Source organism: Micromonospora sp. ABR4_055 (assembly GCF_056160425.1).
The window spans coordinates 1-1,043 of the sequence record NZ_JBSWXD010000325.1; the positions used below are offsets into that span (position 1 = coordinate 1).

General features: G+C 68.4%; 1 protein-coding gene. It reads left to right on the forward strand.

Annotated elements, in window-relative coordinates; genetic code table 11:
- The coding region (locus tag ACXAHD_RS32185) for a hypothetical protein (protein ID WP_475055182.1) at positions 1-495 on the forward strand (495 nt) is incomplete at its 5' end.
- Positions 496-1,043: the final 548 nt, after the last annotated feature.

Consider the following 1,043-nt stretch of genomic DNA (forward strand, 5'->3'; position numbering starts at 1 on the left):
AGATGTGGAGAAGAGACAGGCCCGGTGTCGGGCGCCCCGGTCTCCGGCGACCCGACCGTGGCTGGCGGGCTCCCGCCGGATCCGGAGCAGGAGCTGGAGTCGGCCCGCCGCCAGCTCGACGAGGCCGACGCCGCCGCCACCGAGGCGGAGCAGGCCGCCGGCCGCCCGCCGCTGCTGCCCGGCTGGTCACCGTTGGCCCGGGCGGTCACCGTCTACCTGGGGTTCGCGGCCGCCGTCGCCGTCCTGCAGTTCGGGTTCTTCCTGAATCCGGTGACCGCCGGCGTCGACTACAGCACCAAGTGGATCTGGTCCTGCGCCGGCTTCCCGGCGACCGGCTTCTTCGCCGCGTACTTCGTGATCAGCAAGTGGGGCACGTCCCGGCTGGAGACCGACGGCGGCCCCCGGTTCCCGAAGCTGGGTTTCCTGATCAGCTTCGCCGGTGCCGCCGCCTCGATGCTTCTGCTGCTGGTCTTCCTTCAACTCGACGAGTTCTGAGTGCCCGGGCCGGTCGCTGGCGATGCTGCCGCGAGACGGGGTGCGGGTGACGACCGCGACCCTGCCGACCGGGGAGTCGCTTTCCGACCCGCACTGTCGGATCGCGGTTGTAGTTCTGGGGGGCCGCCGATGTGCTGCTCGTGGTCGAGGTCGCCGACGAGGCAATGATCCACGACCTCAACGTCAAGACCAGGCTGTTTGGCCAGGCGGGTTACCCGGATCTACTGGGGTGGGGTCACCCAGCGGGCGGTCTACAAGCAACACTGGGCTCATCTTGACCGGCTTCCGGACGAAGGCCGGGCATCTGCACGGTGAGCGTATCCCGTGCCGTACGATACCAGTATCGAGCTCGCCGTCGACGACCTGATCGCTTGGTACGCCACCAGAGCGAGGCGCTACTCGGGTCCGCGCCTGGCAGGTGAATGGCGGCACGCTGCGGTTCCTCTCGCTCGGGCAACTCAGCCTCGATCCACCGATGAAGGTCGGACCGGCAGGACCCCGGCTATAGAAAGTGCCCTCTGAACTGGAAGGATAGGAGTTCTGACGCT